11 protein-coding genes and 1 pseudogene are annotated in these 13,337 nt (G+C 66.3%); 6 read left to right on the plus strand and 6 right to left on the minus strand.

Annotation, left to right across the window (positions count from 1 at the left end):
* Positions 1 to 59 precede the first annotated feature (59 nt).
* Positions 60 to 365, minus strand: a pseudogene (locus tag AB4120_RS10135) (DUF4148 domain-containing protein); the annotation flags it as partial.
* Between the two features lie 226 nt (positions 366 to 591).
* On the opposite strand from AB4120_RS10135, the gene AB4120_RS10140 reads away from it, so the two are divergent.
* Positions 592 to 1,404, plus strand: coding sequence for a class I SAM-dependent methyltransferase (locus AB4120_RS10140; protein ID WP_149139284.1), 813 nt, complete (start codon positions 592 to 594; stop codon positions 1,402 to 1,404).
* A 16-nt stretch (positions 1,405 to 1,420) separates the two neighbouring features.
* Here AB4120_RS10140 and AB4120_RS10145 read toward each other — a convergent pair whose 3' ends face one another.
* Positions 1,421 to 2,062, minus strand: a complete 642-nt coding sequence (locus AB4120_RS10145; RefSeq protein ID WP_149138015.1) for a DUF1109 domain-containing protein — start codon at positions 2,060 to 2,062, stop codon at positions 1,421 to 1,423.
* Positions 2,059 to 2,631 (minus strand): sigma-70 family RNA polymerase sigma factor, encoded by a 573-nt coding sequence (locus AB4120_RS10150; protein ID WP_149138014.1) that lies wholly within the window; start codon positions 2,629 to 2,631, stop codon positions 2,059 to 2,061. The genes AB4120_RS10145 and AB4120_RS10150 overlap by 4 nt, the downstream gene beginning before the upstream one ends.
* A gap of 249 nt (positions 2,632 to 2,880) precedes the next feature.
* Between AB4120_RS10150 and AB4120_RS10155 the strand changes: the two genes are divergently transcribed.
* The 3 genes from AB4120_RS10155 to AB4120_RS10165 all read left to right on the plus strand — a co-directional run bounded on the left by AB4120_RS10155 (position 2,881) and on the right by AB4120_RS10165 (position 4,679).
* On the plus strand, positions 2,881 to 3,153 hold the full coding sequence (locus tag AB4120_RS10155) for a pentapeptide MXKDX repeat protein (RefSeq protein ID WP_441642193.1): 273 nt from the start codon (positions 2,881 to 2,883) through the stop codon (positions 3,151 to 3,153).
* A 76-nt stretch (positions 3,154 to 3,229) separates the two neighbouring features.
* Positions 3,230 to 3,856, plus strand: coding sequence for a cytochrome b/b6 domain-containing protein (locus tag AB4120_RS10160; protein ID WP_149138012.1), 627 nt, complete (start codon positions 3,230 to 3,232; stop codon positions 3,854 to 3,856).
* Positions 3,857 to 3,947: 91 nt separating this feature from the next.
* On the plus strand, positions 3,948 to 4,679 hold the full coding sequence (locus tag AB4120_RS10165) for a molybdopterin-dependent oxidoreductase (RefSeq protein ID WP_262389885.1): 732 nt from the start codon (positions 3,948 to 3,950) through the stop codon (positions 4,677 to 4,679).
* Here AB4120_RS10165 and AB4120_RS10170 read toward each other — a convergent pair.
* Complete coding sequence (locus AB4120_RS10170) at positions 4,655 to 10,189, minus strand: trifunctional serine/threonine-protein kinase/ATP-binding protein/sensor histidine kinase (protein ID WP_441642194.1); 5,535 nt, start codon at positions 10,187 to 10,189, stop codon at positions 4,655 to 4,657. The genes AB4120_RS10165 and AB4120_RS10170 overlap by 25 nt on opposite strands.
* A 372-nt stretch (positions 10,190 to 10,561) precedes the next feature.
* Here AB4120_RS10170 and AB4120_RS10175 point away from each other — a divergent pair, with 372 nt between their 5' ends.
* Together AB4120_RS10175 and AB4120_RS10180 are read left to right on the plus strand one after the other, a co-directional pair.
* The gene (locus tag AB4120_RS10175) at positions 10,562 to 11,398 is read left to right on the plus strand and encodes an enoyl-CoA hydratase/isomerase family protein (protein ID WP_441642195.1); all 837 of its coding nucleotides are present in this window, start codon (positions 10,562 to 10,564) and stop codon (positions 11,396 to 11,398) included.
* Positions 11,399 to 11,428: 30 nt separating this feature from the next.
* A complete protein-coding gene (locus AB4120_RS10180; RefSeq protein WP_441642206.1) occupies positions 11,429 to 12,106 on the plus strand; it encodes a type 1 glutamine amidotransferase domain-containing protein in 678 nt (225 codons plus the stop codon).
* Positions 12,107 to 12,150: 44 nt separating this feature from the next.
* On the opposite strand, the gene AB4120_RS10185 is transcribed toward AB4120_RS10180, so the two are convergent.
* The gene (locus tag AB4120_RS10185; protein WP_441642196.1) at positions 12,151 to 12,660 is read right to left on the minus strand and encodes a GAF domain-containing protein; all 510 of its coding nucleotides are present in this window, start codon (positions 12,658 to 12,660) and stop codon (positions 12,151 to 12,153) included.
* 71 nt (positions 12,661 to 12,731) lie between these two features.
* Positions 12,732 to 12,983 (minus strand): DUF2789 domain-containing protein, encoded by a 252-nt coding sequence (locus AB4120_RS10190; RefSeq protein WP_149138011.1) that lies wholly within the window; start codon positions 12,981 to 12,983, stop codon positions 12,732 to 12,734.
* Positions 12,984 to 13,337: the final 354 nt, after the last annotated feature.

Here is a 13,337-nt window from a genome sequence, read left to right on the forward strand (position 1 = left end):
GAAGCGGTGGTTGTGCCGGCTGCTACGCGTGCCTCGGCGGCCTGGAGTTTGGCGGGATACGTGCTGCCGACGCGGAACGGGTCGTATCCGGCCTTCTCCACGTGCAGAAGATCCTGCCGAACCTCGGCGCGGGTTTCCGGCTGGATGGCCGGCGTGCCTTGCTGCGCAGCCACCTTGGCTTCCGCTGCCTGGATATCGGCGGGATAGTGGTCGCTGTTGCCGAACGGGTTGTAGCCGGCCTTCTCTACACGGATGAGGTCCGCGCGCACTTCCGCGCGGGTAACCGGGCCCGGGGTGCTTTGCGCAAAGGCCAGCGCGGGCAGGGCGACAAGGGCCAGGCTGGTGAGTCGTACGAGTGTTTTCATGATGTGCTCCTTGCGAACGAACGGGTGAATCCGGATGGACCCACGACGCCTCTCAGCGTCTGATGCCAGCATGCGCGTGTACGGCCGGCAAGATTTTCGGGTTCGCATGGATTTCTTGCGCGATCACGATGCGGGAAACTGGCGGGCGGTTGCAGCGCAGCGCGATCCACTTCGGGCGCGCGGAGGCACCGGCAAGCGCACGATCAAGCGCTTTCAAGGGGGAATCATGACGGATTGCGATCAAGTGTTTGCGGGCACGATCCCGAGGTTCTACGACACGTTCATGGTTCCGTTGATCTTCGAGGTCTATGCCGCCGACCTGGCGGCGCTGGTTGCAGCCGGCTCGCCCGGCGCGGTGCTGGAGACGGCAGCCGGCAGCGGCGTGGTCACGCGGGCGCTTGCGCCCAAGCTGGGCGCCGGCGCGCGCTATGTAGTGACCGACCTCAACCAGCCCATGCTCGACTATGCCGCCAGCCGGCAAGGGCCCGACAGCCGTATCGAATGGAAGCAGGCGGACGCGCTCAACCTTCCGTTCGAGGCGGCGTCATTCGATGTTGTCTATTGCCAGTTCGGCGCGATGTTCTTTCCCGACCGGGTCGCCGGCTATGCCGAGGCGCGTCGCGTGCTGAGGCCGGGCGGGCGCTTCATCTTCAGTGTCTGGGATCGGATCGAAGAGAATCTCTTCGCCAATGACGTTACCGATGCCGCTGCCGCGGTGTTCCCGCAAGACCCGCCGAGATTCCTCGCGCGTACGCCGCATGGCTATCACGATGTTGCGCAGATCCGGGAAGAGGTGACCCGCGCCGGGTTCGCCAGCGTCCAGATCGAGACCCACGAGAAGATTAGCCGTGCGAACTCGGCGCGCGACGTCGCCATCGCCTATTGCCTCGGCACGCCGCTACGGAACGAGATAGAGGCGCGGGACGCCAGCCTGCTGCAACACGTTACGGACCGGGCGGCCGAGGCAATTGCCAGCCGCCATGGCGACGGTCCCGTGGCCGGGAAGATCCAGGCCCACGTAATCGTGGCGGCAGGCTAGCTGTCGCCCGGCAAGGTCACCACCGAAGCAGGCGGGGCCCGAGCAGCGCGCCAATTGCGGTCGGCACCAGCATGCCCAGCACGTACCACACTGCCCAGAACGCGACGCCCATCTCCGGGCAATGCAGGCAGTAGGCGAGCGTAGCCACCGCACCGGACAACAAGCCGCCAATGGCACCGGTCAGGGCCAGCCGTGTCGGGGCCAAGCCGCGCAATGCCCAGAAGACGGCGATGAAAACCGGCACCGACAGCATCGTGATGTTGAGCGGGCAGACCCGCCACGTCTGCCCCAGGATGGCCGCCGCGCGCTCTCCGATGGGTGTCTGCGCAACCGCATGGATCGCGCCCAGCCAGACGGCGCCAAACGGCGCCGCGATGCCCAGCCAGCGCAAACCAGTGGTCATCCCGGGGCGGGCCAGCCGGGCCGCCATCCACAGCGCGCCCAGCAGGAGCGAGAGCGGTAGCGCCACCTTCGCCCAGAACAGGGGCGTGGCGGCGACTTCGGCCAGGTCCGCACGGACGTGCAGCAGGGTGGCCACCAGCAAGGTCGCCAGCGCCGCTCCGACCGCCACGGCGATGCCAAAACGGCGGCTGAGCGCGTGCCGGTCCACCGGCGCGGCGCCCGTGGCAAGCATGGAAATCAGGTCGTCCGTTTTCATTTCGTTCCTCGAATCTTCGCCGCGAGCGCCTTCAGCCCGCGGTGCACGCCCACTTTGACCGCCGATTCGGATAACCCGGTCATCCGCGCGGTTTCGCTGACAGACAGTCCCTCCAGCTTGACGTGCACGATCGGCAGGCGTTGCCGGTCGGGCAGCTGGTCGAGCAGAAGGTTCAGATCCCGCCTGGCCTGGGCCGATTCCAGGTCCGGCGCCGCCAGGATGTCCTGCGCGGCATCCAGCGGCATGCTCAGTGCGTCGTGCCGCGCATGGGCGCGAAAGTGGTCGGCAAGCTTGTAGCGGGCGATGGCGTGTACCCAGGCCGTCAGCGGCTGGCCCGGCAGGTAGGTGTGCCGGGCGTTGTGCACCGCCAGCAGGACTTCCTGGGTCAGGTCCTCGACATCGCCAGCCTGCTGCGGAAGCCGGAGACGGAAATAGCCGCGCAATAGCGCCGCCAGCTCGGTCAGGAACCGCGCGTAGGCGGCCTGATCCCCCGCCAGCCCGTCGGCAAAAAGATCGCGCAGGCGCGCCTCCCGCCGCTGCAGCGCTTCCTGTCCTGTAGTTCGCTCCATCGATCGCGTTGGTTACACCGGCCACGTTAGTTTGCGCGAATTCTACGCCGCGCCGGCGGTCATGTGGTGCGCAGCGCACCGTCGCCGTACGGGAAATTTTTTCGATGGCTGTAACCGGAAGCGCCGCCGGGGCGAATTTCCCTTCAGACGCACACATGCTGTGTGGATCTACCGCCAGCCGTCCCGGCGTGGCGCGATGTTTCCTATGCCGGGTGTTCCCGGTCCATGTCCAAACTATGAGGTGTCAAGATGAAGAAGATCGCAATCGCCGTGGTTTCCGCTGCCGTCCTGATGAGCGGCACGGCAGCCTTCGCGCAGGCCAGCGGATCGATGGCCAGGGATTCGATGTCGAAAGACAGCATGGCGAAGGACGGCATGCACAAGGATGCCATGTCGAAGGACAGCATGGGCAAGGACGCGATGTCGAAGGACAGCATGTCCAAGGACAAGATGAGCAAGTCGAAGTCGGGGGACAAGATGGGCAAGGCTGGCGACGGCATGTCCGGCGGCATGAGCAAGTGACGCTGGGCGAGTGAGCGCGACCGTGCGCCGCAGGCGGGATCTCGTCCCGCGCGGCGCACGGGTTCTGGAGGCCGAAATGGAAACCACACATGTCGCGATGCCGCGCCGCGCTGCGCCGCGCGTGATCCAGCCCGTCTGGGTGCGGATATCGCACTGGCTGAATGCACTGGCCGCGGTGGTGATGATGTTGTCGGGCTGGCGCATCTACAACGCTTCGCCGGTCTTCGCCGGCTTCAGCTTTCCGGCCGACATCACCCTCGGAGGCTGGCTGGGCGGCGCGCTGCAATGGCATTTTGCGGCGATGTGGCTGCTGTTCTTCAACGGGCTGTTCTATCTGGCCATGAATGTCGGCACGGGTCGCCTCGCGAGGAAGTTCTTTCCGCTGGCGCCGCGCGCCGTGCTTCACGATCTGGCCGCCGCGCTGCGCGGCCATCTCTCGCATGCCGACCTCAGTCAGTACAACGCCGTGCAGAAACTGGCGTACCTGTTCGTGATCGCGGTCCTTGTCGTGCTGGTGCTGTCCGGCATCGCGATCTGGAAGCCCGTGCAGTTCCCACTGCTGCGCGAGCTGATGGGCGGCTATGACTTCGCGCGCGTGGTGCATTTCTGCGCCATGGCGCTGCTTGCCGCTTTCATTCTCGTGCATCTGGTGATGGTAGCGCTGGTGCCGCGCAGCCTGCTGACGATGATTCGCGGACGCTGACGCGGACGCCACTACGGCGGTGCCATCACGATACTGGAGCTGAACCGTGAACCCGAAACCTCCCCGGCGCCTGGCTGTCGATCGCTAGTCGCTGATCATCGATGTGCGCCGGGAACTCGATGCGCCCGCCCGGCGCCTGTTCGGCAAGCGCATTCTCACGCTGGGGGGGCTGGCCATGCTCACAGGGTGCAGTCTGCGCGACGAGGCCTCGGTCGAGACCTTCCTGAGCCGTGTCTCCCGCATGAATGACAAGGTGCAGGCGTGGCTGTTCGATCCGAACCGGCTCGCACCCACCTACACCGCCGCGGAGATGACGCGCCCATTTCCGTTCAACGCGTTCTATGGCATCGACGAAGTGACCGTGGTGAACGGCGACGACTTCCGGCTCAAGGTGGGCGGGCTGGTGCAGGACAAGCGGAGCTGGACGCTGGATGCCCTCTACGCCCTGCCTCACGCGGAGCAGATCACCCGGCATATCTGCGTGGAAGGCTGGAGCGCCGTCGGTCGCTGGGGCGGTACGCCGTTCGCCGGCTTTCTCCAGCGGATTGGCGCCGATACCACGGCGAAGTACGTGGGATTCAAGTGCGCCGACGACTACTACGAAAGCATCGACATGGCCACCGCGCTGCATCCGCAGACCTTGTTGACCTTTACCTACGATGGCGAGCGCCTGCCGCCCAGGTACGGCTTCCCCATGAAGCTCCGCATGCCAACCAAGCTGGGCTACAAGAACCCCAAGCACATCATGGAGCTGTTCGTGACCAACACCTACCCGGGCGGGTATTGGGTGGATCAGGGCTACAACTGGTTCGGCGGATCCTGAAGGCTGGGCGTTCGCGACGCTCCAGACTGCACGGGCACCGTGAACTGGATAAGGGCGCCGCGCGGTGCGTGCTCGCTGGCCCATAGCCGGCCGCCATGCGCGTCGATGATCGATTGGCAGATGGACAACCCCATGCCCAGGCCCGAGGGCTTGGTGGTATAGAAGGGCGCAAATATGCCGGCAGGGTCCAGGCTGCCGAAGCCCGGGCCGGAATCCCGCACGGTAACGAGGACACAGTCTTCGGCCGTATGGCTCGTGGCGATCAGCAGATGCCGTTCGGCCTCGCTGACGCCAAGCATGGCCTCGATCGCATTGACGATCAGGTTGAGCAGCACCTGTTGCAACGCCACGCGCTCGCCCTCGATGGCGGGCAGGTCGCGCGCAAGCTGCATCTCCACCCGGGCGTGGCTCTTCCTCGCTTCGCCGCCGGTGAGCGCGACCACCTCGCGGATGGCGGCGTTGATGTCTACCCGTTCCTTGCCGGGCGGCGCCTTCCTGATCATTTGCCGAATCCGGCCCAGCACATCGGCCGCGCGATTGGCATCCTTGACGATGCGCTCCAGCGCGAGCCGGACTTCGTCGAGATTGGGGCGCGGCAGGTTGAGCCAGCGCGTCGCGGCCTGGGCGTTGGTCACTGTCGCGGCAATCGGTTGATTCACTTCATGCGCGATGGAGGCTGCGAGCTGCCCCATGGTGGCCACGCGGTTGGCGTGCGCCAGTTCCGTCTGCACCTCGCGATAGCGCCGTTCGCTCTCGCGCACCCTGTCTTCGGCCTGCTTCTGCTCGGTCAGGTCCAGCACGAAGGCGACGCCATCCCGCCCGCCGGGTTCGAACGTCGCCAGGCCGACGATGACCGGTACCCGGCTGCCGTCCTTGCAGAGGTATTCCGTCTCCAGCGGCGGCACGCGCCCCGTCTGGATCAGCGTTGCTGCGGCTCGATCGATGTCCTGCTGCATGTCCGGCGGCGTCAGGTCCCGCCAGCGGACGTGGCCCGAGACCAGATCCGTCCGCTCGTATCCCACCATGCGAAGAAACGCGTCGTTGGCTTCCAGGATCTCTCCATCGGCGCGCCAGACGGCGATGCCGATGATATTGGCCTCCACCAGCCGCCGGATCCTGGCCTCGCGCTCGGCAACGTCGCGATACAGGCGCGCGTTCTCCAGCGAGATCGCGGCCTGGGAGGCCACCAGCCGCAACACCGCGATGCGCGACGGACTGAATACCCGTGCCGCCAGATTGTTCTCGAGGTAGAGCGCGCCCGTGAGCTTGGCCTGGGTCATCAGCGGCACGCAGAGGATGGAGCGGGCGCGATGCTGACGGATGTAAGGGTCGGCGGCATGGGGCGGTTCGGCCGCAGCGTCGTCCAGAAAGAGGGGCTCCCGCGTGCGCATCACGTGGTTGAGCACGGACGCCGGCAGGATCGCCGCGCTGACCGGCACATTGTGCGGATGCAGGCGGGTTGCGTCGCTGGTGGCTTCCGCGGCAATCCGCTGTGCGCTGCCGTCTGACAGGATCAACAGGCCGCGTTCCGCCCCGGCTTGTTCGATGGCGGTGCGCAGGATCATGTCGATCAGCTTTTCCAGCACGATCTCGCCCGAGGCGGCCTGCGTCACCTTGATCACGGTGGCGAGATCCAGCTGGTCGACCGGGGTGGCCATCGTGTTCGTCGCGCCGGGCGTGGCCGCCTCCGAACGCAGATGCGGATGCTGCGCCTCGAGCTGGCGGGCCTTCCCATTCGCCCCCCAGCGCAGGTAGCCGTAGTGGGCGTCCCGCAGATACGCCCGCGCGATCTTCTCAAAGCCGCGCGTCGCGTAGAAACGGGCCGCGAGTTCGTTCGCCAGGGCTTCGATGTTGAGGAAGCCGTCGTCGCGCGCGGTGCGGATGGCCTCCTCGTAGCGGTGTTCCGCATCGATGTCGCGGCCCTCGACGCGGGCGATCTCCGCGGCCACGAGCGCGGCGTGGCAGGCGAAGTTCTGGGGGCAGAGATCCGCCCAGACCCGCAGTTCACGATGATGGTCGGCCAGGATGTCCAGATGCGGCGGTCGGTCGCCGGCCGGGAGCGTGCCGCAGAGGTCAGCCCGGGCCAGCGCGCCGTAGAGGTAGTACTCGGCTTCCTCGAGGAACGCGTGCGAGCTCCAGAGCCGCGCCTTGGCATGGGCGGCGGCCTCCATCGCCGCTGCGTAGTCGCCGGCGAGATAGCGCGCCTGGAGTTTCCGGATCCAGTACCAGCAGGCGAAGACCGGAGACGCTGTCGATAAGCCCTGTTCGATGCGGCTTTCGTTGAAGTGTTCGCCATCGAGGCAGCCGAAGGTCGGGGTCATGCCGCGCAGCATGTGGATCAGCGCCAACTGGGTCTCGCTGAAGCCGATGGCAATGCCGAAGCGCACCTGCCTGGCATACGCCAGGCCGCGTTCGGCTTCGCTCTGTAGCGCGGGCAGGGGCTCACCGGCAAAAAGCAGGTCCGACAGCAGGTTGTTGCGCGTGAATGCGCCGGACGGAATATCGCCGACGCGGTTCGCCGCGTCGAACGCACGCTGAAGTTGCTCGCCGCACGTGCGCACCGGTTGCGACCAGCGTGCAACAAACACGGAGAACGACAGGTAGGTGCGTGCTTCGTAGCGCTTGAGGCCGCGTCGCTCGACGAGCTGGCAGCCGAGTTCCCCGAACCGGAATCCCGCCTGATAGTCTCCGAAAATCCGCCCGGTAACCCTGGCGAAGTTGGTATAGGCCACGCACGAGGCATCGGTGTTGCCGTGCTCAAGGCTGAGGCTGATCGCCTTGCAGATCGTCAGCCAGGCCAGGTTGCCATCCTTGCGGGCCGTATGCAGGGCGGGCGAGGAAAGCTTGGCCAGCGCCTGGATCGTGGCGAGGGCGACCGGGTCTTCCATCGGCGGAAGATCGATCAGGGTCTCGATCGGCCGGTCCCCGAGCAGCGACCAGATGCGCGCGTATTCGTGACGTACCGCGACCTCATCCGGCTGGGGCGACCATTCGATGCCCACCTGACGGAGCAGGGCGAGGCAATCCGCGACCGCGCGGTCGCCCTGGCCGAGAATCAGGTACAGATCCATCTGCCAGCAGGCGATCTCCAGACGTTCGACCAAGTTCACGGCGCGCTCGGCCAATGTCATGAAGCGCGTTTCGGCGGCGGTCAGCTGGCCGATCAGGAATTCACACTGGGCCCGGTTCGACTCCAGCGCAAACATCAGGTCATAGTGGTGTTGCCAGCCGTCGTCCTGCAGCAGGCCGGCGCCGGCGCCGAGATACGCCACTGCGGAGGCATACGCGGTGGACGCCTTGGCGCGCTGGCCTGCAAGCAGGTTGAATTCGGCCAGCTGCTCGCGTTCGGCGCACGCCGTGATCAGTGCGGCGCCGCGATTGAGGTGGCCGACGATTTCGAAGATCGCCTCGTCGCGTTGCGCCGGCGGCGTGCGGGCGGCCAGCAGCCGGCCGATCCGCAAATGTGCCTCGCTGCGCAGGGCCTCGGGTATCAGCGTGTAGGCGGCTTCATGCACGCGGTCGTGCACAAACGCATAGGTGGTTTCCTGCCGGATCACCAGTTCCTGGCGAATCGCCTCCCACAGTACTGTGTGGATCTGCACCTCGGGCATGCCGAGCACCGCCGCAAGCGTCGTTATCTCGGCAGCGTTGCCGAGGCAGGATAGCTGCTGCAGCGCCTGCTGCGTCGGCGCCGGCAGCTTGGCCAGCTTGCCGACCAACAGGGCCACGACGTTGTCGGTGTAGCCCTTGGCGTGGATGCGCGCCGGGTCCCAGCGCCATTGCTGCGTGGCGTGGTCCGGGGTGAGCAGGTCTTCGTCGACCAGCGCGTGCAGGAACCGGATCACGAAGAACGGATTGCCGGCGGTCTTTTCATGCACCAGTTGTGCCAGGGGCTCGATCCGTGCCGGCTCGCCATGCAGCGCCTCCGCGAGCAACTGACTGATATGCGCGCTGGCAAGGGGCGCCAGCTGGATGTCATCGACCCGCGCGCCCGCGTTGCGGATGGCCTGCAGCTTGCCCGTCAGCGGATGGGCGGCACTAACCTCGTTGTCGCGATACGCACCCACCAGCAGCAGGTAGCGCAGGTCCGCGTGCGTCAGCAGGTCTTCGATCAGGTCCAGTGTGGCTGCGTCCAGCCATTGCAGATCGTCCAGAAACAACGCGAGCGGGTGTTCCGGGCGGGCGAATGCGCCGATAAACGCGCGGAATACCAGCAGGAAGCGGCGTTGCGCCTGCTGCGGCTCAAGCTCGGGTACCGGAGGCGGCTCGCCGATGATGAGCTTCAGCTCGGGAATGAGATCGGTCATCAGCCCCGCATTCGGCCCGAGCGCTGCCAGCAGGGCGCTGCGCCAGCGCTCCAGCTCCGCGTCGGACTTGCCGAGCAGCATCCGCACCAGGCCCTGGAAGGCCTGCACCAGCGTGGCGTACGGAATATCGCGCTTGTACTGGTCGAACTTGCCAGACGCGAACAGCGCGCGCGGCGGCACCAGCGCCCGGTGCAACTCGTTGACGACGGAGGATTTGCCGATGCCGGAGTAGCCGGACACCAGCACCAGTTCTGGCGTGCCGGTGCCGACCACCCGGTTGAACGCGTCGATCAGGGTGCGCACTTCGTGCTCGCGCCCGTACAGCTTCTCGGGAATCAGCAGGCGGTCGTGCGTGCCGTGCGCGTCGAGCGGGAAGTCCTCGATGCGGCGCTGGCGCTCCCAGTCTTCCAGGCAGCGGCGCAGGTCGTACTCCAGCCCGACGGCGGTCTGGTAGCGCTCCTCGGCCGTCTTGGCGAGCAGCTTCATGACGATGCGAGAAATCGTCGCCGGTACGGTTTCCTGCCGCGCGCGCGGCGACACCGGCATCTTGGCGATGTGGCAGTGTATCCACTCCATCGGGTCCGTGGCGGTGAACGGCAGCGCGCCGGTCAGCATCTGGTAGAGCGTGACGCCGAACGCGTAGAGGTCGCTGCGCGAATCGATCGACCGGTTCATCCGCCCGGTCTGCTCGGGTGCCATGTAGGCCAGCGTGCCGGCGATGGTCTCGGGCGGCTTGGGCGCCTGGCGCTCGCGCGGCAGGCGCGAGGCCAGGCCGAAGCCGGTGAGCCGTGCCTGCCCGTCGGCGCAGTTCACGACGATATGGGTCGGCTTCAGGTCCTTGTGAAGCAGCCCGCGCTGGTGGAGCCCGCACAGCGCGTTGGCGATGCGCACCGCGTGGCGCAGGAATGCCCCGATCTCCATTGGCGCGCCGAGCAGGCGCGAGAGCGGCTCGCCATCCGGATCCTCGAGCACCAGCACAGTCTGGCCGGCCTCTCGCACCAGTTCCAGCGGCCGGATTGCCCAGGCGCTGTCCAGTTCGTCCTTCAGGCGATATTCGTGGCCAAGGCGGTCCAGGCTGGCCGGCGATGGTTGTTCCGCAGCGGGCCGCGCCAGCAGGAAATCGCCGCCGGTCTCGTCCGGGCGCCGTCCTCGATAGAAGACACGCTCGCCGTCGTCCCACAAGATCTGCAGTCCGTTACCCATCACCCCGAAGCATCATGTAGCGCATTCCTGCGGACGCAGGTATCGCGTGAAGATACGCCGACGCCGCTGCGGCGCCATTGGGGAATAGTATGATCAGGTGATGTATTGGGCATATTTGCGATCCGACAGCACACCCCTTCGGTCCTTCAGTCTGTGGCATACCTGCCCGACCCAGCGCACTGGCTTTGCACCTGAAGGGTGCGTTGGTGGATCCGCTGGCATACCGAAAATCGCTTCCTATAATCATCTGGCTCTTCACGCGCGAGAGCCGCCAAGGGGTGGCGCTACGACAGGTGCGAGCGCCACCCGGCATCCTGCCTGGCCCGTACCGGGAATGGCTTCGAGGATCAGGCATCGACTCAGGGTGCAACGATGACGCAGCAATTCCACATCACGCGCGTAACGCCGGCCTACTGGCGTGTCACGGTCGACCATCCGCCATTCAATATCTATGGTCCGGAATCCATGCCGCAGCTGAACCAGGTCATGACCGAGCTCGAAAGCGCTGCGGACCTGAAGGTGGTGGTGTTCGATAGTGCCGTGCCGGGCTTCTTCCTGACCCACTACGATTTCGTGCCGCCGCTCGAGGTCACCACCAGCATGGCGCCCGGGCCGACCGGCATGCCACCGTTGCCCGACATGCTGGTCCGCCTGAGCCGGGCCCCGGTGGTGTCCATCGCGTCGATCCGCGGGCGTGCCACGGGCGTGGGCAGCGAACTGGCGCTGGCCTGTGACATGCGGTTTGCCAGCCGGGAGAAGGCGGTGCTCTCGCAGTTCGAGATCGGCGCGGGTTTTGTGCCCGGAGGCGGGCCCATGGCGCGCCTGCCACGGCTGATGGGGCGGGGGCGGGCGCTGGAGGTGCTGCTCAGTGGCGCCGATATCGACGGCGCGCTGGCCGAGCAATACGGCTACGTGAATCGCGCGCTGCCAGATGCCGAACTGGATGCCTTCGTCGATGGACTGGCGCGGCGCATAGCGTCGTTCGACAAGACCTCCATCTCCGAAATCAAGCATCTGGTCGATGTGGCCAGCCTGCCGCCGGATGAGGACATCGCAGCGGAGTGGGATCGATTCATCGCCTCCGTCCAGCGGCCCGCCGCCCAGCGGAATATCGGCCGGCTCATGGAGCTGGGGCTGCAGGAAGCGCCCGATGTCGAAATTCATCTCGCCCGATACACCGGCCAGGTGAACCAGCCGGCCGACAGGTAGACCCCCACTTTCGCTAAACGGAGAAACATGATGAAGATCCTGATGGTCCTGACCTCGCATGACCAACTCGGCAATACCGGCCGCAAGACGGGTTTCTGGCTTGAAGAGCTGGCCGCACCGTATTACGCCTTCAAGGATGCGGGCGCTGAAATCGTCCTGGCCTCGCCCAAGGGTGGCCAGCCGCCACTGGACCCCAAGAGCAACGAGCCGGATTTCCAGACGGAACTCACGCATCGGTTCGAAGCCGACGCTGCCGCCAAGGCGCAGCTTGCCGCCACCGTGCGGCTGGATTCCGTCTCGCAGGCGGACTTCGATACGGTGTTCTATCCGGGCGGCCATGGCCCGATGTGGGATCTGGCCGAAGACAAGCACTCGATCGCGCTGATCGAGTCGTTCATTGCCGCCGGCAAGCCCGTGGCACTGGTCTGCCATGCGCCGGGCGTGCTGCGGCATGTGGTGACGCCGGACGGCAAGCCGCTGGTGCAGGGCAAGAAGGTCACGGGCTTCACCAACACCGAGGAAGCCGCCGTGGGGCTGACGCAGGTGGTGCCGTTCCTGGTGGAGGACGAACTGAAAGCCAAGGGCGGCCTCTATTCCAGGGGGGATGACTGGGCACCCTACGTGGTCGAGGATGGTCTGCTCATCACGGGCCAGAACCCGGCGTCCTCGGCGGCAGGGGCGGCGGCCTTGTTGAAGCGGCTGGCGTAAGGTAACGCCCGCCGCCAGGGCGCGCCGTTGATGTGATCGGGTGTTCAGCCCTCGATACGGCGCGCCCAGGCGAGCTCGACGAACAGCGCGCACAGCGCTTCCATGCCCGCCTGGTCCGCTTCGTCGAAGCGGGCTTCGCGGGGGCTGTCGACGTCCCACACGCCAATCAGCGTGCCATCGGGTGCGACCAGCGGCACCACGATTTCCGAGCGCGAGGCCGCATCGCAGGCAATATGACCGGGGAAGGCGTGGACATCGCGCACCAGCTGCGTGGCGCGCGTCTGCGCCGCCGTGCCGCAGACACCGCGCCCGATGGCGATGCGTACGCAGGCCGGCTTGCCCTGGAAGGGGCCCACCACCAGTTCGGTGCCATCGTAGAAATAGAAACCGGCCCAGTTCAGGTCGGCCAGCGAGTGGTAGACCAGTGCCGAGAAATTCGCGGCATTGGCGATCAGGTCGCGCTCATCGGCAAGAAGCCCGCGCGCCATGTCCACCAGCGTGGCGTACTGGTCGGACTTCGGGGCGGCGCAGAGATCGTCGGAAAGCTGGAACATCGTGAGGGGGCCGGAGGTGTTGCGGAAGGGCCGATGATATACCGGCCGCCGGCCGCCTTCAGGCGCTCGACTCAAGCCCCCGGGACCGGCGCCCCCCGCAATGCCAGATTCAACTGGTCCACCATCTCCGCCCAGTCCGCGTCTTCCATGTACTCGTCGCGCAGCAGCGTCGCCTGGGCGGGCGTCCAGAACGGTGCCTCCCAGAGTTCGAGGTCCTCGGCGAGCGGGGAATGCGAGGTGATGAAGGCGCGGATATCGGCCTCTTCGGCGGGCAGGCCGAGCTGTGCGAACAGGTCGGAGAAATGGTGGAAGGACAGGTCCATCGCGTGCTCCTGAAGGTTGGCCGGCAGGGGATTGGCCGATTGATTCTCTCTCGCCAGCGGGGGGGCCGCAATCCTCCCGGCGCCTACACGCGCTTTGTGATGCGGGGATCTCCCCGAGCGCTGTTCCGGTTAGCGTAAGGATTGGACCAGTACCTTAATTGATGCCTGCCGCCCGGCGCCGTATTGTGGGATCACAACCAGATCAGCGGCGCGCCGGGCGGAAGTGTTCCGGACGCGACCCCATCCACCCGGAGACAACTCGTGACCGCCAGCCCCCGCCAGCGTTTGCCTTAGCGGCGAATCCCCCCGGCAGTCCTGCCGATGCCATTTCCATGCCTTTCCCACCAAGCGGGG

Origin of the sequence: Cupriavidus sp. 2KB_3, from assembly GCF_052115685.1 — a bacterium.
In the GTDB taxonomy this organism is placed as follows: Bacteria; Pseudomonadota; Gammaproteobacteria; order Burkholderiales; family Burkholderiaceae; genus Cupriavidus; species Cupriavidus campinensis.